Annotated in this window: 24 protein-coding genes; 7 read left to right on the top strand and 17 right to left on the bottom strand. The window is 32.5% G+C overall.

Annotated elements, in window-relative coordinates:
* Positions 1-185 precede the first annotated feature (185 nt).
* From B6K90_RS23835 to B6K90_RS18500, 4 genes are all read right to left on the bottom strand, one after another.
* Positions 186-347, bottom strand: a complete 162-nt coding sequence (locus tag B6K90_RS23835; RefSeq protein WP_167555426.1) for a hypothetical protein — start codon at positions 345-347, stop codon at positions 186-188.
* Between the two features lie 167 nt (positions 348-514).
* Positions 515-808 (bottom strand): hypothetical protein, encoded by a 294-nt coding sequence (locus B6K90_RS18510; protein ID WP_139840760.1) that lies wholly within the window; start codon positions 806-808, stop codon positions 515-517.
* Positions 809-920: 112 nt separating this feature from the next.
* Positions 921-1,193 carry a hypothetical protein gene (locus tag B6K90_RS18505; RefSeq protein WP_088014244.1) on the bottom strand — a complete coding sequence of 91 codons (273 nt, stop codon included), beginning with the start codon at positions 1,191-1,193 and terminating at the stop codon, positions 921-923.
* Positions 1,194-1,365: 172 nt separating this feature from the next.
* Positions 1,366-2,787, bottom strand: a complete 1,422-nt coding sequence (locus B6K90_RS18500; protein ID WP_088014243.1) for a SpoVR family protein — start codon at positions 2,785-2,787, stop codon at positions 1,366-1,368.
* Positions 2,788-3,419: 632 nt separating this feature from the next.
* Here B6K90_RS18500 and B6K90_RS18495 point away from each other — a divergent pair.
* Complete coding sequence (locus B6K90_RS18495; protein WP_088014242.1) at positions 3,420-3,677, top strand: YhdB family protein; 258 nt, start codon at positions 3,420-3,422, stop codon at positions 3,675-3,677.
* Positions 3,678-3,717: 40 nt separating this feature from the next.
* On the opposite strand, the gene B6K90_RS18490 is transcribed toward B6K90_RS18495, so the two are convergent.
* Positions 3,718-5,442, bottom strand: coding sequence for a phospho-sugar mutase (locus B6K90_RS18490; protein WP_088014241.1), 1,725 nt, complete (start codon positions 5,440-5,442; stop codon positions 3,718-3,720).
* Positions 5,443-5,614: 172 nt separating this feature from the next.
* On the opposite strand from B6K90_RS18490, the gene B6K90_RS18485 reads away from it, so the two are divergent.
* Entirely contained in the window at positions 5,615-5,827 is a 213-nt protein-coding gene (locus B6K90_RS18485) for a DUF1540 domain-containing protein (protein WP_088014240.1), read from the top strand.
* 49 nt (positions 5,828-5,876) lie between these two features.
* Here the strand turns inward: B6K90_RS18485 and B6K90_RS18480 are convergent, their stop codons facing one another.
* On the bottom strand, positions 5,877-6,743 hold the full coding sequence (locus B6K90_RS18480) for an SDR family oxidoreductase (RefSeq protein ID WP_088014239.1): 867 nt from the start codon (positions 6,741-6,743) through the stop codon (positions 5,877-5,879).
* Positions 6,744-6,927: 184 nt separating this feature from the next.
* On the opposite strand from B6K90_RS18480, the gene B6K90_RS18475 reads away from it, so the two are divergent.
* Positions 6,928-8,229, top strand: coding sequence for an NCS2 family permease (locus B6K90_RS18475; RefSeq protein WP_088014238.1), 1,302 nt, complete (start codon positions 6,928-6,930; stop codon positions 8,227-8,229).
* Between the two features lie 188 nt (positions 8,230-8,417).
* Complete coding sequence (locus B6K90_RS23830; protein WP_167555425.1) at positions 8,418-8,561, top strand: hypothetical protein; 144 nt, start codon at positions 8,418-8,420, stop codon at positions 8,559-8,561.
* A gap of 309 nt (positions 8,562-8,870) precedes the next feature.
* Here B6K90_RS23830 and B6K90_RS18470 read toward each other — a convergent pair whose 3' ends face one another.
* Positions 8,871-9,743: a patatin-like phospholipase family protein gene (locus B6K90_RS18470; protein WP_088014237.1), complete on the bottom strand. Its 873-nt coding sequence runs from the start codon at positions 9,741-9,743 to the stop codon at positions 8,871-8,873.
* A 330-nt stretch (positions 9,744-10,073) separates the two neighbouring features.
* Positions 10,074-12,470, bottom strand: coding sequence for a penicillin acylase family protein (locus B6K90_RS18465; protein WP_088014236.1), 2,397 nt, complete (start codon positions 12,468-12,470; stop codon positions 10,074-10,076).
* Between the two features lie 128 nt (positions 12,471-12,598).
* On the opposite strand from B6K90_RS18465, the gene B6K90_RS18460 reads away from it, so the two are divergent.
* Complete coding sequence (locus B6K90_RS18460; RefSeq protein ID WP_088014235.1) at positions 12,599-13,153, top strand: thioredoxin family protein; 555 nt, start codon at positions 12,599-12,601, stop codon at positions 13,151-13,153.
* A 63-nt stretch (positions 13,154-13,216) separates the two neighbouring features.
* Here the strand turns inward: B6K90_RS18460 and B6K90_RS18455 are convergent, their stop codons facing one another.
* From B6K90_RS18455 to B6K90_RS18430, 6 genes are all read right to left on the bottom strand, one after another.
* Positions 13,217-13,942, bottom strand: a complete 726-nt coding sequence (locus B6K90_RS18455; RefSeq protein ID WP_328588131.1) for a prepilin peptidase — start codon at positions 13,940-13,942, stop codon at positions 13,217-13,219.
* 266 nt (positions 13,943-14,208) lie between these two features.
* A complete protein-coding gene (locus B6K90_RS18450; protein ID WP_088014233.1) occupies positions 14,209-14,667 on the bottom strand; it encodes a C40 family peptidase in 459 nt (152 codons plus the stop codon).
* 311 nt (positions 14,668-14,978) lie between these two features.
* Positions 14,979-16,652, bottom strand: a complete 1,674-nt coding sequence (locus tag B6K90_RS18445; RefSeq protein WP_088014232.1) for a glycoside hydrolase family 13 protein — start codon at positions 16,650-16,652, stop codon at positions 14,979-14,981.
* 273 nt (positions 16,653-16,925) lie between these two features.
* Positions 16,926-17,738, bottom strand: a complete 813-nt coding sequence (locus B6K90_RS18440; RefSeq protein WP_167555424.1) for a polymer-forming cytoskeletal protein — start codon at positions 17,736-17,738, stop codon at positions 16,926-16,928.
* A 21-nt stretch (positions 17,739-17,759) separates the two neighbouring features.
* Positions 17,760-18,377 carry a DUF4004 family protein gene (locus tag B6K90_RS18435; protein ID WP_088014230.1) on the bottom strand — a complete coding sequence of 206 codons (618 nt, stop codon included), beginning with the start codon at positions 18,375-18,377 and terminating at the stop codon, positions 17,760-17,762.
* 191 nt (positions 18,378-18,568) lie between these two features.
* On the bottom strand, positions 18,569-18,904 hold the full coding sequence (locus tag B6K90_RS18430; RefSeq protein ID WP_088014229.1) for an MGMT family protein: 336 nt from the start codon (positions 18,902-18,904) through the stop codon (positions 18,569-18,571).
* A 154-nt stretch (positions 18,905-19,058) separates the two neighbouring features.
* Between B6K90_RS18430 and B6K90_RS18425 the strand changes: the two genes are divergently transcribed.
* Positions 19,059-19,757, top strand: a complete 699-nt coding sequence (locus B6K90_RS18425; RefSeq protein WP_167555423.1) for an FTR1 family protein — start codon at positions 19,059-19,061, stop codon at positions 19,755-19,757.
* A gap of 180 nt (positions 19,758-19,937) precedes the next feature.
* Positions 19,938-20,228, top strand: a complete 291-nt coding sequence (locus B6K90_RS18420) for a HesB/YadR/YfhF family protein (RefSeq protein WP_088014227.1) — start codon at positions 19,938-19,940, stop codon at positions 20,226-20,228.
* 89 nt (positions 20,229-20,317) lie between these two features.
* On the opposite strand, the gene B6K90_RS18415 is transcribed toward B6K90_RS18420, so the two are convergent.
* From B6K90_RS18415 to B6K90_RS18405, 3 genes are all read right to left on the bottom strand, one after another.
* Entirely contained in the window at positions 20,318-23,419 is a 3,102-nt protein-coding gene (locus tag B6K90_RS18415; protein ID WP_088014226.1) for an efflux RND transporter permease subunit, read from the bottom strand.
* Between the two features lie 110 nt (positions 23,420-23,529).
* Positions 23,530-24,861: a HAMP domain-containing sensor histidine kinase gene (locus B6K90_RS18410; RefSeq protein ID WP_088014225.1), complete on the bottom strand. Its 1,332-nt coding sequence runs from the start codon at positions 24,859-24,861 to the stop codon at positions 23,530-23,532.
* Complete coding sequence (locus B6K90_RS18405) at positions 24,858-25,541, bottom strand: response regulator transcription factor (protein WP_088014224.1); 684 nt, start codon at positions 25,539-25,541, stop codon at positions 24,858-24,860. The genes B6K90_RS18410 and B6K90_RS18405 overlap by 4 nt, the downstream gene beginning before the upstream one ends.
* Positions 25,542-25,675 lie beyond the last annotated feature (134 nt).

Raw genomic sequence — 25,675 nt, 5'->3', positions numbered from 1 at the left:
TACCCAATCATTTGATTCTTCGATATAATCCTTCAATTCCGAAAGGAACTGTCTAGCCTTTACCAGAGTAATGTAACCATTCTCTATTTAAGCTAGAAACATTTCGCACAACTATCCTGTCATTTTGTTGAATAAGAAAAAGCGATCTTCGCAATGCGTTAGTTGAATATAAATTGTTTATTCTCTTAATTCTTTTTTGATTTAAGGCGTAACACATCTAATGTAAAAAAGAAACCTATAAATGCAAGAAAGAATGCCACTGAAGATAATTTTGAAGGGTAATTCCAAATACCAAACACTAAAATAACAACAGTTAAACAAATTCGATAGAGTAATAATTTTTTCATTCAATTACCTCCACCTAGGATTTTAAATTTCTTTTTTTAAAATTATACTTCGTTACGTCAGTAAGAAGTACCTTTTTCTTATGCAGCTAAACTGCCATTTTGTTGAATAAAAAAACGAGTTGCTAGCAACTCGTGAACTTCAACTAAAGCTTTCGTTAGTTGCATAACTACGTCAAATTTTCTATCCATATTTTATATATGATTTTTCCGTTAATTTTTTCTTCACCTAAACAAATACTGCCGTTCGTATTATTGTTGTAACTTATCCATTCAGGTAAAAGTTCAGCCAAACATTTTATCACCTTTTCATCAGGTGTAGCGTATCCTACGGTGGTTTTAGAAAATAAATAAAGTGCAAAATCTGGATATAATGCGTTTGCCCACATTTCTGCTTGTCGATGTGTTTCGAAAATATAATTATCTTCTTTGTAGCTACCGTTTATCCATTGTACGCTCTCCATTGGTTCACTCGCTTTCAAAGTGTTTAATACATTTCCTTATTTAACTAATGCACTGTGTTTGTTGAATAGAAATATGTGTTAAAAGTATCTGAAAACCTCGACAAATATAAGACTAGTTTTTTTTAGAAAAAGACGGGATACTTTGTTTCCTTTTTATTGCAAAAGCCATTAATAACAGACTTTCGTAACCAATTATAGAAACGCCAATCCTAATATGGCTATTTACACTGCTATTCATATGCGTTTTAAAGATATGGGTCTCATTTACTGTCATATTAGTTGAACTTATTGCATCTTTATAGTGTGCATAATCCATCGAAAAGTCAATTGCTGTAAGTATAAGAAATGATAAAGCAACAATTATTGATATCGATCTTAGATTCATAGTTCACTCCTTATAAGCGATTCGAATAACGAAACTTTATTAATAGTATAATTCAACGTCTTATCTTTAAGTCCTTGTTCAACTAAACTGCCATTTAGTCACATAAGGTCCACTTACCGAAAAAGAATTCTATACTTTCTAAACATAAAGAAAACCACCTATAAAAGGTGGCTCAAATATACTTCCGATGAATATTCTTCCCATCATAACTAAACAACACAGACTTATTCTCAATATTTGTCTCCAAATGAACCCCTCTACCCCACAACTGGTGAATATAAGGCATTACCTTCTCAACATACTTCACATCAAGTTCCATATGTTCATAGGAATGCTTCAAATAAAGCTCTCCATTTTTTAAATAATCACCCTCTTGGACAACTATATAAGGGAATCCGCCATTTACCCTACTTACAACAAGTTGATCTCGTACATTTTCCCATGCCTTATCAGTGACTTTATATTCCTTACCTTGGCGCTGGAATAAATACATATCTTCACGCATGACAAGGTCTTTCGTTAAGTAGTTTCGTATAAATGAACTATCAGACTCTAACTCTCGTACTTCAAACATTTTTTCTCGACCGCTACCAGGTTTTACACCTAATTCTCTCATTTCTTTTGTTGGATTATTATATCGCTCTTCTATATCTTCAAACATTCTTAATCCTAAATAATACGGGTTAATGCTTGTTTTTGATGGCTGAACTACTCCTGCATTAAGCTTTGCGTACTCAATTGCTTCATTAGAATCAAGGTTTAATTTACGCATAATTCTTATATGCCAGTAACTTGCCCAGCCTTCATTCATAATTTTCGTTTCAAGTTGTGGCCAGAAATAAAGCATTTCTTCTCGTAACATTGTCAGGATGTCACGTTGCCATTCTTCTAGCTCTCTTGAGTACTCTTCGATGAATAATAGGATATCTTTTTCGGGTTGTGGTGGGAAATGTTTACGTTTAATTGGGATAAGATTTGAATCATTTTTCTTTTCTTTACTTTGATCCATATTCCATAGATCATCGTATGGTGTAACTCTCTTTTTCTCTTTTATTGGGAAATCACTTTCTAAATCATAAGCTAATTTTGGCCGCATTAAAGATGGATCAATATGCTCTTGAATCGAGAGAACTGCATCTAGGAAATTTTCAACTTCTTGTTTTCCGTATATATGTTCATAATGTTTAATTCGTTCAGCTGTAGCTGCCATACTTTCGACCATATCTCTCTTCGTATTTGAGAAACGTATATTATTTTTAAAGAAGTCACAATGAGCTAATACGTGGGCAACGATTAATTTGTTTTGAACGAGAGAGTTCGTATCTAATAAAAATGCATAACATGGGTCAGAGTTGATTACCAATTCATAAATTTTGCTTAACCCTAAATCGTAATGAAGCTTCATTTTATAAAACTGTTTTCCAAAGCTCCAGTGGGAGAATCTTGTAGGCATACCGTAAGCGCCAAATGTATAAATGATATCTGCAGGACAGATTTCATAGCGCATTGGGTAAAAGTCTAGCCCAAATCCTCTCGCAATCTCTGTAATTTCGTCAATCGCATATTCCAACGCTCTATAATCACTCGCCTTCATCACACTCTCCTCCTGTCTCTTCTTATATTATTCTATGAACTGAAAATTGAATTAATGTAAAAATAGTCATATCTCTACTATATTCATTTGCTTAATTTTTAATTTTTTGAAAAAAATTTTAAACACAAAAAAACGTATGAAAAAATTCATACGGTAGTTAATTTTATTTGTACAATGCGATTGATATAACTTCTTTTTTGAATTAAATACTAATTGTTATTAAGACAGTGTTTTAAGTTTTAGGAATCCACACTTACTCCAGTATTTCTATCCGTTATTTATTTAATGTTATTATTCCTGTTTCTTATGGAAGTATACTTAAGTGTTGGAAAAGATTAGTTCTATATTGAAAGAAGAAATCCAAAACAAACGCAAAAATATTCAGTAATTAATATATTTTGCTAATTTCAGGTTCAATTGAAAAGGCCACTTCTTTCAAAATTTTATCAAAATCAATAAAATATTCTTGTTATACGACTAATCTCACTACTCTTCTTGTTTTCCCTACAGTTCCTATACCTAACCATCCTTTTTTTACCTAACCTCTACCGTAACCTTTTGTTAAATTCTCTCATGGCTAATTAATTTTTTTCGCCATAAACTATGTGTACCCTCTAAAAAGGAGGTTCACAATGCAAGCACAATCCGATTATGATTTAGCATTGTATTACACTTATTGTTGTCAATGGGATAAGCTTCTCGTGTTAATGGTAAATACGAAAGACGAACTTTTTTCAAAGCGTATCGAACATTTTCTACATGCCTTTAAATACGAGAGGGACTTAGCGATCATTGATGAAAAGCTAAAAGGTATGTTCCAACATATTGAGCATGCTACTAGAGAAGAAAGTGTCGAGGAACAATCTTTTATCTCATCATTAGAGCTTTAACTAAAATAAATGAAAAGAGCGACTAAATAGTCGCTCTTTTTTAGACTAATACTTCAATTTTTTCCATAAATGCTTGTTGTAAACTATCCAATTTTTGGATGCTATCTTCACGAGATTTTCCAACAATGCCGAAATAGAACTTGATTTTTGGTTCAGTTCCAGATGGACGTAGGCATACCCATGAACCGTCTTCAAGTTGATACTTTAATACATTTGATTTAGGTAGAAGTATTTGCTCTTTTTCTCCTGATTCTAAAGTCGTTTTTTCTTGAAGTTTATAATCTTCAACAGTAACAACTTTTAGACCGTTTATATCAATAGGAGGGTTTTGACGGTAATTTGTTAAAATCGATTGGATTTTTTCTGTACCTTCAATCCCTTTTAATGTTAATGATTTTAATCCTTCTAAATAATAACCAAATTGCTCATATAGACTATTTAGGCCTTCATATAAAGTCATACCTTTTGTTTTATAATAAGTAGCAATTTCTGCAGCAAGTACTGTTGCTTGGATTGCATCTTTATCACGAACAAATGGTTTAATTAAATAGCCATAGCTTTCTTCATAACCGAATAAGAATGAGTATTCATTTGTTTGCTCATATTCTTTAATTTTTTCACCGATAAACTTAAATCCAGTAAGTGTATCGATTGTTTTAACACCGAATTTTGATGCGATTACTTGACCAAATTCTGATGTAACGATTGTTTTAAGTAATAGCGCATTTGAAGGTACGTTTTGTTGGCTTAATAAATAATGAAGCATTAAAGCTCCTGTTTGATTTCCAGTTAAGACTACATATTCGCCGTTTTCATTTTTTGTAGCGATTCCTAATCGGTCTGCATCCGGGTCAGTTGCAATTAATACATCTGCATCAATTTCTTTACCGTAACGAATTGCATATTCAAACGCTGCGTGCTCTTCAGGATTCGGTGATTTTACAGTTGTAAAATTCGAATCTGCTTTTGCTTGTTCTTCAACAATTGTTACATTTTCAAAGCCAACTGCTTTTAATGACATCGTTGCAGGTACTAGTGCCGTGCCATGTAATGGTGTAAAAACAATTTTTAAATCTTTACCATGCTCTTTTACTAACTCGTTGTTAACAACAACTGTTTTTAGTTGCTCTACATATAATTTGTCCATTTTTTCATCTAATCTATGTATTAAGCCTTTTTCAACTAATTCTTGTTCAGAAGTTACTTCAATTTCTAACTCATTTTCAAATGAATTAACATATTCAATTACTTGATCAGCAGCAGCTGGAGGTAATTGGCCACCGTCATCGCCATAAACTTTAAATCCATTATATTCAGGTGGATTATGACTAGCCGTAATAACAATTCCACCGAAGCAGTTTAACTCACGTACTGCAAATGATAATTCTGGTGTAGGACGTAATTCATTGAATACATAAGCTTTAATGCCATATGTTGCAAGAGTTTTTGCTGCTTCCATTGCAAACTCAGGACTTTTATGACGAGAATCGAAAGCAATTGCAACTCCACGGTTTTTTGCTTCTTCTCCAAAGCTTTCAATATATTTTGCAAAACCAGCAGATGCTTTACGAATTGTATAAATGTTCATACGATTCGTTCCAGGTCCGATTTCTCCTCGCATTCCACCTGTTCCAAATTCTAAATTTTGATAGAAGCTTTCCTTAAGTATAAGGTGATTATTCTCAAGATTAATTAATTGTTCTTTTAGTTCTTGATCTAATGTCGGCGATTGAATCCATTTTTCATAAGTTGTTTCCCAATTCATTTTGTTCTCCTCCTATACTTAATCAGAGTTCAGAGTTCGATAATAGTCTCACGAACTCCTTCTATATAACAAAAGTTTACAATATTCTCACTAAAATATCTATAATGCACTATCTTAAATCTGAATGAGATTGCAAAGTATGTAGAAAATAAAACAAAAGGAGGGCGAGTTCATGCCAGAAATTAGATGTAGTGTTGCAAATTGTAATTTTTGGGGTCAGGGAAACTTTTGCCAAGCAGACTCAATTCTTGTTCAAACAGAAGCATATGAATATTCAAATGACTTTGATTTATCGATTCAAAATGCAGTCTTAGACGGCGAAATAACTACTTCTGCTGTACATAGTGGTGAAACTTGCTGTCACACATTTCGACCTAAATATTAATGAAAATGGTGCCATTTACATTTTATCGTATATGGCACCATTTTATTTTTTATCCGTTCACAATTACTCCACCATTAACATGAATGATTTGTCCTGTAATATAGGAAGCTTCATTGCTGGCTAAATACAGATATGCCGGTGCAAGCTCTACTGGTTGTCCAGCTCGTTTCATTGGAGTTGTGCTACCAAACTTTGCTACTTCTTGTTCGTCAAAACTTGCTGGGATCAACGGTGTCCAAATTGGTCCAGGAGCTACACCATTAACACGAATTCCCTTTTGAGCAAGGTTTGTAGAAAGTGAACGAGTAAATGAGACAATCGCTCCTTTCGTCGCAGAGTAATCCAATAATTGATCATGTCCTTTATAAGCAGTTATTGACGCAGTATTTATTATAGAGTCCCCTTGCTTCATATGTGGAAGGCAAGCTTTTGATAAAAAGAACATTGAAAAAATATTTGTTTCAAATGTTCTTTTTAATTGCTCTTCCGTAATGTCTTCCAAATTCTTTTGTGGATACTGAACAGCAGCATTGTTCACTAAAATGTTAATTTTTCCGAAGGTTTGGATTGCATTTTGAACAATTTGTTTACAAACTTCTTCAGTTCGAATGTCACATCTCATTATTTCACAATTTCCACCTAAATCATTTATAAATTTCTTTGTATCTTGTGCATCTACATCCTCATCAAAATACGGTATAAAGACCGATGCCCCTTCTTTCGCAAATAGTATTGCAACTGCTCTACCTATCCCACTATCTCCTCCAGTAATAATGGCTACTTTATCCTTTAATTTACCACTTGGAGTGTAATTTGGATCATCCGATATAGGTATTGGTGTCATTTCCTTTTCAATACCTGGTTGCTTATTTTGATGCTGCGGAATAAATTTAGTCGGAAACTGTTTTTGAGTCATTTACTACATCCTCCTTTTGAATAATTCAGATTTAGCATGCCCAAATCATACTTTTTGGAATACTAAATATAATTGAATTCGTTAAAAGAGGTTAATCTAATAAAAAAGCTTGCACTTTTATAATAAAACGAATATTATTAATAACTGTTGAGTTTATCATTCGTATTTTACAAGGAGAACTATTATGTTTAAATTAAAAGAGGCTAACACTACCGTTAAAACAGAAATTATAGCCGGCTTTACAACTTTTTTAACTATGGCTTATATAATTATTGTTAATCCTATTATATTATCTGCTGCTGGCGTTCCATTTGACCAAGCATTTACTGCAACAATCATTGCAACTTTAGTCGGGACATTATTTATGGCATTGTTCGGAAACTACCCAATTGCAATTGCTCCCGGAATGGGAATGAATGCATATTTTGCCTATTCAGTTGTTTCAAAAGCACATGGTATTTCATATCAATTAGCTTTCTCAGCTGTATTTATTACAGGTATTTTATTCGTTATCCTATCTTTAACTAAATTTAGAACTCATTTAATAGAAGCAATTCCAAATACATTAAAACACGCAATTAGTGTTGGGATTGGATTATTTATCGCATTTATAGGCTTACGTCTTTCAGGGATTATCGTTGCTAACAAAGATAATCTTGTAGGATTAGGCGATCTTCATTCTCCTGGAGTAGTTCTTACTTTAGTCGGAATTGCAATTACGGTTATCTTATTTGCCCTAAATGTAAACGGAGCTTTATTCTTCGGAATGGTTTCAACAGCAATCATTGCGGGCTTTGCTGGAAAATTACACATTAAAGGAAGTATTTTCTCTTTACCTAAATTACCTGAGCATATCATTGTTGCTAATCCAATAACAGCTGCTTCAGATGTCATTCATTATGGACTCTATTCAGTTGTCTTTTCATTCTTATTAGTTACAATTTTTGATACGACAGGTACATTCTTAGGAGTAGCTTCTCAAGCTGGTTTATTAAATAAGAAGGATGAAAAACGTACTGGTCGTGCGATGCTTTCTGATTCATTCGGTACAACAATTGGAGCTATGTTTGGTACTTCACCTACAACAGCTTATATTGAATCTACAGCAGGTGTTGCAGCTGGGGGTAGAACCGGTTTAACAGCACTTGTTGTTGCATTACTATTCGTTTTTGCTGCATTCTTTAGCCCACTTGTTAATTCAATTTCTGATGTAGCGGCAATTACTTCACCATCATTAATTGTAGTAGGTTGCTTAATGATGGGTAGTGTTCGTCATATTGAGTGGGATAACTTTGAAGAAGCATTCCCTGCATTTCTAGTTATTATCACAATGCCACTTACATCAAGTATTGCTACAGGTATTGCACTTGGGTTTATTACCTACCCATTATTAAAAGTCGTTAAAGGGAAAGCAAAAAATGTTAAACCAGTTATTTATATATTTGGAATTTTATTCTTAATCCAATTGGTTTTCTTCCCACATTAATATTAAATAATAGAAAAGCACATGATCTTTAACAGATTAATGTGCTTTTTTTATTTTTATTTAGGTACTAGCCTTTCCTTGATGGGACATCTATGCATACTTTGTTTATGTAGATTATTCAAGGAGGTGTTCTACGATGTGGAACAACCAAGATCAAGTCAACATGAACTCAAGTAGATGTAGACGTAATGACTGTGATTGTGACGATTGCAGAAGAAGACGTTGCGATTGTGATGATTGTCATCGAGATCGTTGCGATTGCCATAACCATGATTGTCATTGCAGATGCAGATGCTGTTGCTTTAGAAGAAAAAGTCACTGTGGCTGTATGAATCCGTGTTTAGGTGTAGATATGGTAATGTTTGAAATGATGATGAAAAACATGATGAACAATAAAAACAACAAAGATAATGATAAGGATTAGTCAAATTTCTCCCTCCCCCAATTAAAAGACGACCTGAAATGAACAGGTCGACCAAACTGTTGACAAACGCTCGCTTTCTTTGTTGTTTTGCTTTCCTTAATTAATCGTTTAATAAATCAATTTCTCATCATGCTTTGTACTTTGAAAGACAAGCGTTTTCAATCAGTCTGAATATCGTAACATTAATATATTTTCAACATATTAAAACGACCTGCAGTTAACAGGTCGTTTTTTCGTATGAAATAAATTCTAAAATTTGTTCACGAAGGCGTTTAGCATCTTCGTAGCCTTCTTTATAAAGCTCTAATAAACGTTCTTTATTTCGTTCAATTCGTCCAACTTTTAACTTTTGTATAGGACGAATAACTAATATATTCCCAGCTTTTTCTTGCTCCTCAATATATTCAAGCTGCTTATTATAAACATCATATCTATTAAGAACCGCCTGAACTAGTCCAGGATAATCTTTATATTTTTTTTGTAAATACCAAGTACCTTTTGAAGGTTTTTTTCGATAACCAGCATTTCTAGTTAAAACAACTATATTTTTTTTATTTCCATCCGCTTCAGATTTACCAATTGGAATCGGATCAGCAATACCACCATCCATTAAGAAATGCTCATTAAACTTAATAATTGGAGCCATTAGTGGTAAAGAACTTGATGCCCGAATTATCTTTAACATATCTGTTGATTCAACAATTTGATCTTTATCAAAATAAACAGGTTCTCCCGAAATACAATCAGTCGTACCAACTACAAATTTTTGCTCAGCATTATAAAAAGAATCAAAATCAAATGGATCTAGCTCATTAGGAATAATATCAAATAATAAGTCCATACCAAAAAGCTGCTTATTACGAATTAAATTTTTAAAAGAAATATAATCTGGATGCTGTAAAAATTCCGTATTTACTCGTTTATTACGTCCATGTTGTTTTGAAAGGTAAGAAGTTCCCATACAAGCACCTGCAGAAACACCTATTACATAAGGAATTTCAATATTTTGTTCTAAAAAATAATCAAGAACACCGGCAGTATAAATACCTCTCATTCCACCGCCTTCTAGAACTAAGCCCATTCCATTCATTTTCACAGCCCCCCTTTTTCAATTAATTACTATTTAAATATTTTATTATATGAAGGGAGGAAAGTGAAGAAATTAGAGTTGAGTGAAAGATATGGAATTTAAATCTTTGTGGTACATAGTACTTCCTTAGATACTGGAAATAAAAATGGAGAAAGTGCAATTAAATTTCGGGTATCACAATTAAAATCCAGGAATCACAGGTTTCCACCCTTTCTATACAAATTTACAAATAGCTGATCAGTTTCCTTAAAAATTGACCATATAAATCACTACATTTTTACTTCTCAAACAAAGAAAACAGACCTCCTAAAGGTCTGTCTTCTGCCCTTCCTACTTCTTCCTAGCTTTACCCGGTTCTAATATTTCTTTAACTCCTTCAATATCCTTCAAAGAAGTAGTATGATATGTTCCATTTGCCCAATCTTCCATTTGGTCGCTATACCATTTGCTTCCGAGGTTTCCGGATTGTCCTGGTCCAACTACGTTTACTGATTTACTTAAATCTGAAAAATCTACCACGGTTCTCCATGATGCACCGTGGTCTACGATTCCTTGGTTATCATATCCTGCTGCTTTAACGGTAGTTGAGCTACCTCCTACTGGGATTGGATCTCTTGCATTAAAGAAATAGCTTAAGATTTTAATACTGGATAATGGGTGTTCGAAAGCAACTTTATGGTGATAACCCCAATTCCATTTAGCTACATTTTCACCGTCTGTTTTGCTAATATTTTTAATTGTTGTTTTAAATGTTTTTAATAGAAGTTTATCAATTCCACCTTCTTCATCAATCCAGATCACTTTTTTCCCATTAAAGCTGTCGCGTAACAATTGATCGACTATGACTTTGCGATCTCCAAATAAATCCATCATATCGTTTGAGATTTGTTGATCGAACAATGCTTTATTTATTTCAGTCATCCACATTTGGAAAATGAGAGGAGAAGCTTCATCTTTATCATCTATAAAATTCCATTTTTCAAGTTCCTTTAAAGCTGATTTTTCAACAGATGATAATTGATTTTTATTTTGTTTTATTGATTTAATAAACTTCGGTGCATGTTCCTTCGCTTGTAAGTTCATTTCGTCCATTTGTAGCTTTTGCATGTCTTTAACGGTCAATTTGTCATTCTTTTTTAATACTTCCTGAATGCGTAATTGACGATAAGGCTGTGCCCATGAATTTGAAATATGGTATGGATATGAATCATCTACTACTTTATTATTAGCAGAAGATATGAATCCTTCCTTTGGATTGACGATTGTTGGTAGTTCATCGTAAGATATATATCCTTTCCAACCGTAATCACTAGTCCATCCTCGCACTGGCATTAGCCCATCGCCTTTTTTACGAATTGGAATTTTTCCATTCGCTCGGTAAGCAATTGTTCCATCATCCGATGCAAAAACGAAATTTTGGGCGGGGGCTTCAAATAATGCTAATCCTTCTTTAAACGAATTCCAATCCTTCGCAACATCAAACTTTAAAACGGCTTCTAGCTCCGTTGTCGGTTGTAGTGCTGTCCATTGTAAAGAGAATACAGTATCTTTCCCAGCGTCACTTGCAAATTCCGAAACCACTGGCCCATGTCTCGTAATCATTACAGGTAAAATCTTATTCTTTTTATCTTTAATTTTGATTGTTTCATTTATGACCTGTGCCTTTTCCCATTTACCATCATATAAAAATTCGTCTGCCTTATTTGGATTTCTCTTTTCAATGTATAAATCTTGTACATCCGGTCCTACATTCGTTACTCCCCAGGCAATATGTTGATTATGACCCACGATAATTCCTGGTACCCCTGCAAATATTACTCCACTAACATTCATATCACCAGATTTTAATTGAGTTTCATACCAAATTGCCGGTGTCGCTAATCCTAAATGAGGATCATCTGCTAATAATGGTTTACCAGACTTGGTTTTAGATCCACTAACAACCCAATCATTACTTCCATTCCAAACAGGTGGAATAATTGCACTCGCAAAACTCTTTTCTACATCTATTTTTGAAGTATTACTAGGAATAATATACGGATCTAAATCATTATTAGCCGGGAATAGCTCCAAAGCCTTATCCTTTGGAAATTTATTCAAAGCATAATAACGAAATGCTTGTTCGTTCCAGTGCCCGCCTAAATCAAACGCCATATATTTACCAATAACTAGTGAGTCAATTGCCGTCCATTTAGTTGGTTTATATTGTAAAATTTTAAATTCAACTGGTAGTTTATTTTTCTTAATTGCGTATTTTATGTACGCATTTACTCCTTCTGCATACCAATTTAAAACATTTTGTCCATTTTTATCGTATTTACTGTAAGAAGCTTCAGCAGCTCTTCTTAAACCAAGCGTTCGAAAATATGAGTCTCGCTCCACTGTAGCATCACCGATTATTTCACTTAATTGTCCGGATGCTTGTCTTCTGCTTAAATCCATTTGAAATAATCGATCTTGTGCAGTTACAAAGCCTTGCGCAACATACAAGTCATGCAAACTCTTTGCACTAATATGAGGTACCCCTTTTTCATCCCTTACTACGTCTACTTTATCGTTTAGCGTACTAATCGTTAAATTCCCTTCAATACTTGGTAATGATCTTTTTGTTAAGTACAGACCGGATCCTACAACGATTAAGATGATTATAATTAAGAAAGTAGAAGTAACTTTAATCCACTTTGGAAAGCGCTTCCTATTTTTTGATATCTCAATAGGCGTACTCATTTTTCTCCCTCCTGCTTAAACTGCATTTAAAATATATACTGTATATTAATTCTGCAAGTCTTATTACAATCCTTCTTAAGACGAATGGGGTATAATACTATTTATTAACATTAAAGGAGTGTATGGAAATGTCATTAAATTCTTGGTTCGAAAAGGGCATGACTTTTCAAGAATATGTAGAAGCAATGAATGTAAATAAGGAAGAACTTCTAAAAATCTATAATGAAGTTACGATTCCTGAAAGTACACTAGCAAAACTTGAACAATTAAAGAATCGTCATTGGAAAGTTGTTACTTTAACTGCGGATTGGTGTGGAGATGCATTACTTAATGTACCAGTTATTCAAAAAATGATGGAAATAGCTAATATAGATACTAGCTTCCTAATTCGAGATGAAAACCTAGAATTAATGGATCAATATTTAACAAATGGTAAATCTCGTTCTATTCCAATTTTTATTTTCATGGATGAGCAAGGTAATGAAGTAAATGTTTGGGGTCCACGTTCTACGGAGATTGAAGAGATTGTAGTTGGAATGAAAAAAGAGCTTCCTGATAAAGATGATCCAAATTTCCAAGAAAAACAAACTGCTGTTTTTAAAGCGATTCGAACAAACTTCGTTGAAGACAAAAAATACAGGGATTCAGTAATAAATAGTGTAGAAGAGAAATTATTTTCATAAGAAATAGTAAGGGGGTTATTTAGTTGAAAGAATTTTCAATTAAATGGCCTTTTTTTTATGAGCTTAACGAAGAATTAAGTCGTAGAATTCTAATAGATTTTCACTATAAAAATAACTAACTATTCCACCCATTGCAATGAATGGACCAAAAGGAATCGGACTTCGCTGCTTTAATTTTCCGGACACTATTACGAATAACCCGTAAATACTGCCTGAAAAACATGCAAGTATAAAAGTAAAGAGAGATAGTTTCCAACCTAAAATTATTCCGAGCACACTAAATAACTTTATATCTCCTCCTCCCATACCACCTCTGCTAACCATACTAATAAGTAGCAATACTACAAATGCTCCTAATCCCCCAACAATACTACTCCACCAAGGATCCAATGGAATTAAGATTCTTTCAAAGCTATAAATAAATAAAAAGATTAGTAGAATACGATTAGGGATAATCATAAATTTCACATCCGAGACAACAATAATAATCAATAAAGATATTATCGAAAGAGGTATCATTAAGTCTTTATGAAAACCAGTTTCATAGATGGATAAAACAAATAACGCACCTGTTAGTATTTCTATTAATATATAGAGTTTAGAAATTAGAATTCCGCAACTTCGACATTTCCCTCTTTGAAGTAAAAAAGAAAATACCGGTATTAATTCTATAGAACTCAATTTATGTCCACAAGTTGAACACGAGGAACCCGGTGAAATAATTGATTTCCCAATTGGAACTCTTAACCCAACAACATTAAAAAATGAACCAAATACTAGACCTAATATAAAAAAAGTAAAGTAGATTATCGCTATAATTACCAGCTCCTTTTAAAGCACATTATATCATTGGAACATAAACTACTTATTTAATAAAATAGAAAACTTTATGAAAAGATAAAGAAAACTCACCGATTGATGAGCTTAAGGCGAAGACAAAGGCGTAGTTGCACTTATACTTAATTCCTAACGTCGCTGCAAATTTTTACTTCTTAATATGCAAAAAAAAGCAATCTACCCTTCGTAAGAAAAGTAAATTGCATTTATTATTATGTTTATTTAATTACACTACCTGAGCCAGCGAATTTCGGTTTCCAATATGAATTAGAAAGACTTACAACAGCTACTCCCTTACTTGAAGTCGCTGAAATAAAATTATTATTTCCCATGAAAATTCCTACGTGGCTAATACCTTTTTTGTATGTATTTTTGAAGAAAACTAAATCTCCAGGAACAGGCTTTTTAACAATTGAGCTGACAGTATACATTGACGAAGCAGTTCGAGGTAATTTAGTACCTACTTTTTTGTATACATACCCTACGTAACCTGAACAGTCAAAACCTTTAGTCGTTGTACCACCAAAACGATATGGTACTCCAGTATATTGTTTAGCGATTTTTGTTACCTGATTTTTCTTTGAGTATGGGTTATATGTAGATGCTGCTTGTGATTTAGTCGTAAAAAACACCATGCTCAGTAAGCATACGAAAGCTATAAGAACTTGCTTTTTCATCTCTTTCTCCCCCTTCATTGATAAAGTAAGTCTAACAAAATACGATTTTGAAAGCCATTACAAGAGTGTTACAAATTGTCGAAGTGTTTGTAATACTATAAAACTGTGTAGATTTTTGCCAGAAAGATGTAATAAAAAAGACTGCCATTCGACAGCCGATTTTGCAGAGTATTGAAATATCTGAACCTCAAATGAAGTTATTTTCACTTGCACAAATTTGCCTCATGGAAAGCGATTTTCCTGTACAAAAAGAAAACAGACTGTCATTTTACAGTCTGTTAACTAAGTATCATATAACTCAAAACCTAAAATTAAATTAAACGATAAACCCTAGCTTCAAAAGGCATAAACTCCATGTCCTCAACTAATTGGTGATCTGTTAATTCAATGTTAGTTAAACTCAATTGCGCATTCTTTTTCGTAAGTTCTTTCGGTAAAATAAATTTTTGTTTTTCTGAAGATAAATTAGTAATCACTAAGAATGTTTCATTTTCACCATTTCGAGTGTATGCATAAACAGGTTCATTTTTAACATCTAGGTATTCATACGGTGCATAAACAAGTGCCTTATTTTCTTTACGTAAAGTAATCATCTTTTTATAGAATGATAAAATAGAGTCTTCATCTTTTTCTTGAATTTCAACATTTATTACATTAAAGTTATCATTTGTTTTAAGCCAAGGTTTACCTGTTGTAAATCCAGCATTCTTTGTACTATTCCATTGCATAGGTGTGCGGGAATTATCACGGCCTGTTTTCCATAAAATATCTAGTACATCTTGTTCAGTCGAACCATTTTCAATCATTGTATTAAACATATTTTTTGCACTTACATCATTATAATCGTTGATAGATGTGTAATGAACGTTTGTCATTCCAATTTCTTGCCCTTGGTAAATGAATGGCGTTCCTTGCATAAAGAAATACATTACTCCAATAGCTTTTGCCGAAATTTTCCAAAAAGCTTCATCGTTTCCTAATGTACTGACTGCTCTAGGTATATCATGATTCTCTATAAATAAAGCATTCCATCCATATCCTTCTAAACCAGTTTGCCATTTCGTAAGTATTTCTTTTAAATCGGCGATCGAAGTATCAGATTCATCGGTTTTCTTCCAAAGATCTAAACTTTCAAATTGGAAAATCATATTGAACTTACCTTCTTTTTCTCCAACCCACAGGTGTGCATCTTTCGTTGTTACACCATTTGCTTCTCCGACTGTCATGATGTCATGTTTATCAAATGTTTCACGTTTTAACTCATCCAGATATTTGTGAATCCCTTCTTGATTCATGTGCATATCAAAGCTTGCCACATATTTCTCTTTCTTTGGATTTGGCATATCTGGAAAGCCTGGTCGTTTTCTTATATGACTGATTGCGTCTACACGGAAACCGTCAATTCCTTTATCTAACCACCAATTAATCATGTCATAGATTTTTTGTCTTACTTCTTTGTTCTCCCAATTTAAATCAGGCTGCTTTTTTGAGAATAAATGTAGGAAATATTCACCTGTTTCTTCATCATATTCCCAAGCAGATCCACCAAAAATACTTTCCCAATTATTTGGCTCATGGCCTGGTTTTTTTCCTTCTCTCCAAATATAGTAGTCTCTATAAGGATTATCTTTAGACTTTTTCGATTCTAAGAACCAAGGATGTTCATCACTTGTATGATTGACTACTAAATCTAAAATTAACTTCATTCCTCTTTTGTGTACATTCTCTAATAACTCATCGAAATCAGCCATTGTACCAAACTCATCCATAATGTCTTGATAATCCGAGATATCGTAACCGTTATCATCATTTGGTGATTTGTAAAATGGACATATCCAAATAACATCTATGCCAAGTTCCTTCAAATAATCTAATTTAGAAATTACACCTCTTAAGTCACCAATTCCATCACCATTTGAATCCATAAAGCTACGTGGATAAATTTGGTAAGCAACCGCTTCCTTCCACCAACTTTGATTTGTCATACTCTCTCTCCTCCAAATGCATAAAAGCGTTTTCATCATTGACTATATTAGAAATTTAATAAAAAATAAGTACAATTTCATTGCAACCGTTTGCACATTATTATCTTAACATTCAACTAACTATAGTTCAATAACAGAAATAGAGAGCAAGCTTCCACTTTATTAAAACAGTCAATTTTAACTTTATTAGCTGCCTTATAGTTTTCATTTTTCTTTTTAAAAACCGTTTTCACTAAAAGCAAAAAAAGCGACTCAGGATATCCCTTAAGCCGCTTATTGTTCTAATTTCTTTACATCCTTTACCTTTGCTGAAGGATGGATCTGAACATCTTCTGTATATTCCACAAGGTCGATTACACATTTTGGTCCAATTGTTACAGCATCGCCTCGTACTACACTCGCTGTCGTATAATCAATCTTTACAGCACTTCCTTCAATTACATCTGATTTGAAGTTCAATCGATTGTTAAAAAGTTTAGTAAAAACACGTGAAAATATATTCTTGTCATCGAATCGACTAATTTCAATCGTTTCTCCACCAATTTCAGGTATATAGCTAAATCCATTATGAGGAAAATGGCCAAACCCACCGTGGGTAATTTTTACGTTTTCTGCATTTAACAATCCGTTCATTGATAAATGTCCTTTAGCTGTAAATACTTCACATTCAGATCCTTTTTCTGTAGAAAGCGATCCTTTTACAGTAATTACTTCAGCCTTTACGATACCTGTCGTTTTCATTGAACCTGAGACATTAATACTTTGAACATTTAAGTCGCCCTTTGTTTTAAAGCTACCACTAACATTTACATCTCCACCAGAAACTTTTCCATCAATCGAAGCCGAGCCACTGACACTCATTTTTTTAGCATCAACATCACTTAGACATTTAGCGCTCCCACTGCAATTAAAATATTCAGTTTCTACTTTTCCATTGAATTTTGCAGAACCACTTACTTTCACTTCATGACAAAAAATATCACCAAGTATACGTCCGCTTCCACTAATTCTAACGTCATCATATTTTCCAGTACCAATTGTTCCTGAACCGTTAATAATCGCATCATGCTTTGATTGCACGCTCACTATAATCGCTCCTCCATTAATTTATTTAATCGATTTATTTAAATAATTCGAGAGAGTAACATTGATTAAGATTGAATCCTTTTGATCAACAAACGTTTCATGTTGATTTCCAATAATCCACGTACCCATACCAAATTTTCGAATATAAATGACAGTCGCTTCATCCAAATTAATTTGGTTTTTATGCGTTTCAACCAAATTTAAAAATTGTTTTATTTCATCTATTGTTACACTCCCTTTTGAAAGCCACTCGTTTACAAAAAGTAATGAACATAGTTGAACCGTACCTAAATGCTCTAATTTAGTGTTCGGAAAAAGTGATTGATATATTTGTATGACTTGTATAGGGATTTGCTCCAAAGATAAAGTAACATGCCCGCGATCAGAAACGGTTTCTTCATTGATTGAAAACACTCTAGCAATATCATCTAATGATTGATCATCCTTCAACTCTTTTATTTTTTCAATCCGATTCAAAATTTTCTGCTTAGGAAAAAACGTTTCCTGTCCAGTAAAGCTTGATTTTTTCATAAACCACTCTTCAGGAATGATGTTTTTTCTTTTCCATCTATATAGCTGTCCGTACGATATGCCTGTAAGTTGTAGTAAATCTTTTTTGGATATTAATTCTTCACTCATATGACATTCCTCCTGATACGAGTATAACAAAACAATGTTTTATTGTAAAGCATTCAAACGTAACACTTTTCACACAACATTTAGATAATTTCACAACAATATTTTGCGTAACAATGTTTTAATTATAGTCATTTTTGGCAAAAAAATACCCAAAATCCATTAAATAATGAATTTTGAGTATCAATCTCATTCTAAATTAAATCCACATCTTCTTTCTCAAGAACTAATCTTACTTGATATTCCATCAGGTTAATGGTTCTCTCACTTGCAAATTTGACCCCTTCGTTTTGGAGGAAATGCTTTTGCTTTAAAAATCCTTCTTCATCCTGGATTCCGATTTCACCTTTAGCATTTAGAACTCTATGCCATGGCAATTGGTATTTTTGGCTCATCGAGTGTAAGATTCTTACAACCTGTCTAGCTCCTCTTGGGCTTCCAGCCAATTTTGCAACTTGACCATATGTCATTACTTTTCCTGATGGTATATTTTTTATGATTTCAATCGCTCTACTTGTAAAAGATTCCATTTTTCCCCCTTTTAAATTTACATTTTAGACCATTTTATATTAATTTTACCACATAAATTATTATGCCTATTTATTAATAAAATAGTGTCCGGTTCTACTATTAAAGAATAATCTAGTTAGTAGATTTAAATATATTCGGGAGGATGATAATGAGTTGAATGCTAATTTTTTAATAGCTTTGCGAGAAGGCCTTGAGGTTTCCTTAGTGATCGGGTTCTTACTCATCACTTTAATTCAGAGTAAAAAAGAGCATTTAATTAAGTCAGTTATTTACGGTACAATTCTTGGAGTATTAGTTAGTATTTTTGCCGGATTTTTCTTATTTACAACTTTTGGTGAACTAGATGGAAATGTTGAGCATACTATTGAAGGTGTAATTCAATTAATTGCAGCATTGCTAATCTTCTATTTTATTTACTGGTTAAGTGGTCAAAGTAGCATTAATATTTCAGATAAGTTAAAATCAGAAGTTAAAATTAAGGATAATAATTTTTCATTATTTTTAATGGCAAGCGTGTTTGTGATCCGTGAGGGCTTAGAGCTTGTACTATTTGTTTTGTCAAATGCACAATCTATCGCCTTTGTTGGTATGATTTCTATTTTACTAGGTTTAATTGCAGCTGTCTTAATCGCATATTTATTTATCAAAACTACTATCAATTTAAATATTAAAGTCATTTTTACTTTACTAGGTATTCTATTAATTTTCTTTGGCGGAAAAGTATTTACTGAAGGAATTTTCTCATTTGTAGATGCCACACCATTATTAGAAAAAATCGTCTATTATGGTTTTGTCGTCATTTCACTATTTATTCTATTTAAAAACAACATACTTTCATTTTTCAAAAAATAAAATAGATTAGTCTAAAAGTTACTGTGCTAAAATACTTTCTATAAGAGAAGAAAATCTGATGTAGGTTTTCTTCTTTTATTCAATTTCGATCATTCATATTGACACTTAACATCACTTTTCTGTATAGTTTTTCACATTCATACTATAATATTTTTATAAGATAAAGAAAGGTCGGTTACAATGAAAATTACGATTTCTGAAGATGCAATAAAATGGTTTCAAGATGAGATGAATGTTAAACAAGGAGATACAATTCGTTTTTTCGCGCGATACGGTGGTAACAGTACAATACATAAAGGCTATTCTTTAGGTGTTACTAAAGAACAACCTGTAGACATTGGAGAATCGATTACTATTGATCATGTAGTCTATTTTATAAACGAAACTGATTTATGGTATTTTAAAGATTATAATTTAAACGTAATTTTAAATGAAAATAATGAATTACATTTTGATTATGAACCTAAATAAAAAAAGGAGCTTAGGTAGCGTTTTAAACCTAAGCTCTTTTTTGTTACTAAATAAAAAAGAGTACCCCATTATGAGGCACTCTTCATCAATTATTCTTCAATCTTTTTCTTTTTGCTTACTAACTTATAAATAACTGGAATGATGATTAGTGTTAAGAATGTTGATGTTGTTAATCCACCAATTACAGTTACTGCTAGTCCTTTCGAAATTAAGCCAGATGTTGAATTTGAAAGGGCCATTGGAACTAATGCAAGAATTGTCGCTAATGCTGTCATTAGGATTGGACGTAATCTCGTTTTTGAAGCTTCAATTAATGCGTCAGTTACTTCTAATCCGTTTTTACGGTTGTGTTCAACACGGTCTAATAATACAACCGCATTCGTTACAACAATACCGATCAACATTAATAGTCCGATCATTGCACTCATTGATAGTGTTTGCTTTCCAATAAATAATGCTAAGAAAGCTCCAACTGGCACGAAGATTAATGATGTTAAAATGACAAACGGTGTTCTTAATCCGCCAAATGTCATGCTCATGATTAAGAATACTAATCCAACAGCTACAACCATTGCTAATCCTAAATCACTGAATCCATCTGTAATCATATCTAAACCGCCGCCAATTTTCATATCGACGCTTTTTGGTAAATCAAATTTATTTAAGTTAGTTGTTACTTCTTTTGTAATTGCTGCTGTGTCTTTACCTTTTACAACCGCACTTACTGATGCATACATTTTTCCATCTTCATGGTTGATTGAAACAGGTGCATCCTTTTGAGAAATTGTTACATAGTCTTTTATTTCTTTCGGACCTGTAGCAGTCATAAATTTAATTTTTTCAATATCTTCTTTTGAAGCTGCTTTATTTTTATAACCTACTGTAAGCTTATTTGTTTCTCCGTTTAAATCGTAATCACCGATTTCAACGTCGTTAATTTTTTCATTAATTGCTCCCATTACTTGGAACATTGAAATATTTTCATCGCGTGCTTTATCGTTTAATGTAATTTCTAATTTAGGTTGTACATCTTTTAAATTATTGGTAACATTTTTCAGACGATCATCACTATTTAATTCTTTTTCAATTTTTGATGCTGCTTCTTTTAAATCATTAAAGTTAGCAGAATATAAGTTTACATCAATATTGTTTCCTGTTGGAGGACCATTTTGAGAAAGTTCTTTTGCTGTAACTTCTGTACCTTTTACTTTCGCATCAACAATAGAAGGAACTTCTTTATTGATTTTTGAAAGTTCTTTATCCATGTTCTTTCCATCTTTTAGATTGATTTGGAAGATTGCTTTATTTTTGCCACCATCCATATTCATCATAAAATCACGTTTACCACCAACAGTAGCTTGTACACTGTCAATTAGGTCTGAATCTGCAAAATATTTTTCTAATTCTTTTGCAACTACATTAGATTGGTCTACAGTACTATTTGATGGAAGAGTTGCAGTAACTTGAAGTGTTTTATTTACACTACCAGGTAAGAAAGAGAATCCTAATAAAGGAATCATCGATAATGAACCAGCTAATAAAACGATTGATAATAAAATAACAATCCATTTACGTTTTAATGCAGAACGAAGTAACTTTTCGTAACTTCTCATAAAACGAGTATCATTACTGTGCTCTTTTAATGGTTTTGATAAGAATTTTGCTCCTAATGTTGGAATTAATATAATCGCAACAATTAAAGAAGTTAAAATAGAAACTACTACTGAAATAGCAAATGGTCTAAAGAATTCCCCAATAATACCACTTACAAATGCTAAAGGTAAAAATACTACTACGGTTGCAAATGTAGATGATGCAATGGCACCAATTACTTCTTTAGTTGCATACAATGCCATCTCTTTTTTCTTATATTGATTACCTTTTTGTTGTTTCCATCTGTATATATTTTCAATTACAACGATACTATCATCAACAATACGTCCAATTGCAACAACTAGACCACCTAAAGTCATAATGTTCAATGTATAACCCAATGAATTTAATACTGAGATTGTTGCAAAGATTGAAATTGGTAAAGATAATATTGAAATGATTGTCGCTCTAATGTTTCTTAAAAATAACAGAATAACGACCACAGTAAATAACGCACCTAGTAGACCTTCTTTAATTAAAGAACTAACGGATTTCTCGATTTCTTTACCGTTATCCATAATGACATGCGTTTCTACATTATTATCTTTCTTAAATGATTTAATTTCTTTTTTAACAGCTGTTGCTACATCCGCTGTATTTGAATCTTGTGTTTGAGAAACCGATAATATATAACTTTCTTTACCGTTATATCTAGAAATTTGGTCTTGAACCGAAACTACTTTTACATCTGCAATGTCAGCAACAGTAACATTTTTTGGCATGACTGTTTGAGCTTGACCTGCACCTTTACCTAGTTGTTCCCCCTGAGTCATCGTACCCATTTGTGCACTTTGAGCAGCTGCACTAGATAAAACTGTTTTTTTGATTTGATCGACTGAGTTTAAAGTACCTTTCATTCGAACAGAAACTGTTTTTCCATTATTCTCAACAGATCCTAATGGCACTGCGTAATCTTGACCTTGAATTGCCGTTTTAATTGTATCTAAAGAAATTCCTTTTTCTTCAGCTTTTTTATTATCTACAACGATTTGAATTTCTTCTTCTTTAGTTCCTTGCAGACTTACATCACTTACCCCAGTTATTTTTTTAATTTGAGGAAGTAAATCATTTTCAATTGATTGCTGTAAATCTTTTACTTGTCCATTATTTGCAATTGCAACTTGATAAATAGGAGCAGAATCCATCGCAATTCGCTGAACTGTCGCTTCTGCTTTTTCAGGTAACTTTGTTTTATTGATTACATTATCAACGTCTTTTTCAATTTTATCCATATCCGATCCAAAAGGATAAATCAAGAAGATTGAAGCCATATTTTCACTTGAAGTACTTGTTAACTGGTCATAATTTTCAAGCTTCATTAAACCTGATTCGATCGGTTTAGTGACCTCAGATTCTATATCCTCAGATGATGCACCAGGGTATACTACCTGTACTGCAACAGCTGGAAATGAAACATCTGGAAATGTTTCAATTTGTATTTTTTGGGCAGAATAAATTCCCCCTATTAAAACAAGAACACTTAATATAATAACTGATATTGTGTTCTTCAAACTTAATTTCGTTAAGCCTGCAAACATAATGTATCTATTTCCCCTTTCGATTGGTTACAATTCTAACACGTGATTATTTTATCAAATCTATATGAACAGAATATGAACAATTAAGGACATAATTTGAACTTTTAATTTTATAAGTTTTTCGGGAGGATGATCATAAAGCTAGTTCCTTTTCCAACAACACTTTCAACTTCTATATTCCCATGATGTATTTCGATAATTTTTTGTACAATCGAAAGACCAAGCCCGGTTCCCTTTTTATTTCTAGAACGGTCTGCTTGATAAAATCGTTCAAAAATCCGTTCAATATCTTCCCTACTAATTCCTAGCCCACTATCGCTAATGAGGACATGAATACTATGATCCAATTCCAAAATATCTACTTTAATGTAACCAGCTATATTTGAGAACTTAATCGCATTTTGAAGTAAATTAATCCAAACTTGTTCAAGTAGTAAACGATCTGCTACTATCTCCGTTTGTGGTAAATTTAAAACTAATTGAAGTTCTTTACTTTCCCAATGTGGCTCTAATGCCAAAATAATTTTCCGAATTTGTTCATCTAATTTGTAGGACGTAGGCTGGAAAGGATGTTGCTCAGAGTCCAATGAAGCTAACTTTAATAATCTTTCACTCATAATAGAAAGACGTTCACTCTCTGTTTCAATAATAGATAAATAATGTTCTTTTTTCTCTTCAGTTAATTGCTTATTTCTTAAAACCTTTGCAAACCCTTTAATAGATGTTAACGGTGATTGAATTTCATGAGAAACATTTGAAACAAATTCACTTCTCATCTCTTCTAACTTATTTAATTTATTGGTCATCAAATTAAAGTTTGAAGCAAGTAATCCTATTTCATCCTTACGTTTAATCGTCACTTGAACGTCATAGTTACCTTTAGACAGTTCTTTTGTAGCACGAATTAACTCTTTTACAGGCTTTACTAATAACTTAGCAACAAATAAAAATGTTACTGATCCAATTAATAATGTTGTAAGCAAACTAAAAAATAAAACCCTACGCATTTTAAAGAATCCACGATCAATGTTTGGCTGAATAAACAAAGCATATTTATGCCCAGCTTTTTCAAAAGATAGGCCTATGAGATAATGATTATCTTTTGTTTGAACATTACTTTTGTTTAGTACGTTGAATACTTGTTCCTTTTTTATATTCTTCTTTTTTTGTGGTTTATTTTTCAAAACGACTTTACCCGACTCGTCATACAGCGTTAGATAAAAATTTTTACTAAGAATCTGCAATGTCGCATCTACTCCATTTTGATTATCTGGTTTAGAGTATATGGAAATAAAATTTTCTCCAACGTCTATTAAATCACTTTGAACTTCTGTTTCAACGTGTTTTATAAAGTATTTTGAAGCGATAAAAAAAGTAATGACTAAACTTAACAAAATAACTGAAATAAAGATTAAAACCAATCTTGAATACATGCTTTTCATGTGTGATTTCCCTCTAATTTATAGCCTAAACCTCTTATTGTAACAATTTCGACAGTAGCCTTTAATTCTCTTAGTCGCTCTCGTACTCTTTTTATATGCACATCAACTGTGCGTTCATCTCCTTCATAATCGAGTCCCCATATTTGCTCAATCAAATCATTTCTCGTAAAAATTCTTCCAGCTTGACTAGCAAGCTTAAACAACAATTCGAATTCTTTTAATGGTAACGTAATCGATTGATCATTCGCCGAAATTTCATATTTAATTTGATTAATCATTAAATTACCTACAAAAACATTTTTATCAGATAGTAATTGAAATCTTCTTAATAGAGCTTTTACACGGGCTACAATTTCCAAAGGATCAAAAGGCTTTACAACATAATCATCTACCCCAAGATCAAAGCCTTTTAATTTATCTTGAGATTCACCTTTTGCTGTGACCATTAAAATTGGAATATCATAATACTTCTTAACCTCTTTTGTCAGCTCATATCCATCTACTTCAGGCATCATCACATCAACTACTACTATTTGAATATTATTTTCTTCAAGTAACGTTAATGCTTCTTCACCATTTTCAGCCTCAATAACCGTATATCCCTCTCCACTTAAAAAAATAGAGATCAACTCTCGAATATTTGCATCATCATCGACAACTAATACTCTTACATGATTCAAAAAATCCACCTACTTACATTTACAAATAATTATGTACATATTATATAAACTCATTATGAACTAAATATGAATTAAGAAACCAAAACTAATATATAAAAAAGAGAATGGCCTTAATTGACCACTCTCTTAAGAAT

The sequence above is a fragment of the Gottfriedia acidiceleris genome (assembly GCF_002128425.1).
GTDB lineage: Bacteria > Bacillota > Bacilli > Bacillales > Bacillaceae_G > Gottfriedia > Gottfriedia acidiceleris.
Note: the sequence above shows the minus strand (reverse complement) of the source record. Positions and strands in the feature narration are given on the sequence as shown.